This window comes from Endozoicomonas sp. ALC013 (genome assembly GCF_049310205.1).
Classification (GTDB): Bacteria; Pseudomonadota; Gammaproteobacteria; order Pseudomonadales; family Endozoicomonadaceae; genus Endozoicomonas.
On sequence record NZ_JBLYNS010000381.1, the window covers coordinates 1 to 1,346 of the forward strand.

A 1,346-nucleotide genomic window follows, 5' to 3' on the forward strand; every position below is an offset into this window, starting at 1 on the left:
GCAGACACCAGGGCTCAACGGGGCCGTGGCCGTGCTCTTGCCCCTCGTGAACGCACAGAAAAACCAATTTATTCCTCAGCATATCGCCAACCTGCTGTGGGCCATGGCGAAACTGGTGGACAAAGGGCAGGAGCAGACACCAGAACTCAAAGAGGCCGTGACAGCACTGTTGCTCCCCGTGAACGCACAGAAAACCAACTTTAAACCACAGGAAATTGCCAACCTGTTGTGGGCCATGGCGAAACTGGTGGACAACGGGCACGAGCAGACACCAGGGCTCAACGGGGCCGTGGCCGTGCTGTTGCCCCTCGTGCATGAACAGAAAGACCAACTTAATGCCCAGGGAATCACCAACCTGCTATGGGCCATGGCGAAACTGGTGGACAACGGGCAGGAGCAAACACCAGAACTCAACGAGACCGTGGCCGCGCTGTTGCCCCTCATGAATGCAAAGAAAGACCAATTTATTCCTCAGGCTATCGTCAACCTACTGTGGGCCATGGCGAAAATGGTGGACAACGGGCAGGAGCACATACCAGGGCTCAAAGAGGCCGTGGCCGCGCTGTTGCCCCACGTGAACGCACAGAAAGACCAGCTTAATACCCAGGGTATCGCCAACCTGCTATGGGCCATGGCAAACCTGGTGGACAACGGGCAGGAGCAGACACCAGAACTCAACAAGGCGGTGACCGCGCTGTTGCCCCTCGTGAACGCACAAAAAGACCCATTTATTCCTCAGCATATCGCCAACCTGCTGTGGGCCATGGCGAAACTGGCGGACAACGGGCAGGAGCGAACACCTGAACTCAACGAGGCCGTGGCCGCGCTGTTGCCCCACGTAAACGCACAGAAAGACCAATTTATTCCTCAGCATATCGCCAACCTGCTGTGGGCCATGGCGAAACTGGTGGACAATGGGCAGGAGCAAACACCAGGGTTCAGACAGACCGTGGCCGCACTGTTGCTCCTCGTGAACGCACAGAAAACCAACTTTAAACCTCAGGAAATTGCCAACCTGCTGTGGGCCATAGCGAAACTGGTGGACAACGGGCGGGAGCAGACACCAGAACTCAAAGAGGCCGTGGCCGCACTGTTGCTCCTCGTAAACGCACAGAAAACCAACTTTAAACCTCAGGGTATCACCAACCTGCTGTGGGCCATGGCGAAAATGGTGGACAACAGCGAGGAGAGGACAACAGAGTTCAATGAGGCCGTGGCCGCACTGTTACCCCACGTGAACGCACAAAAAGCTAACTTTACACCACAGGGTATTGCCAACCTGCTGTGGTCCATGGGGAAACTGGTGGACAACGGGCAGGAGCGGACAACGGAGTTCAATGAGGCCG

General features: G+C 56.4%; 1 protein-coding gene. It reads left to right on the top strand.

Going from position 1 to position 1,346, the window contains the following annotated elements:
* Positions 1–1,346 (top strand): DUF1601 domain-containing protein (locus ACO6V1_RS23965; protein WP_422469112.1); only part of this gene is annotated, 1,346 nt, incomplete at both ends.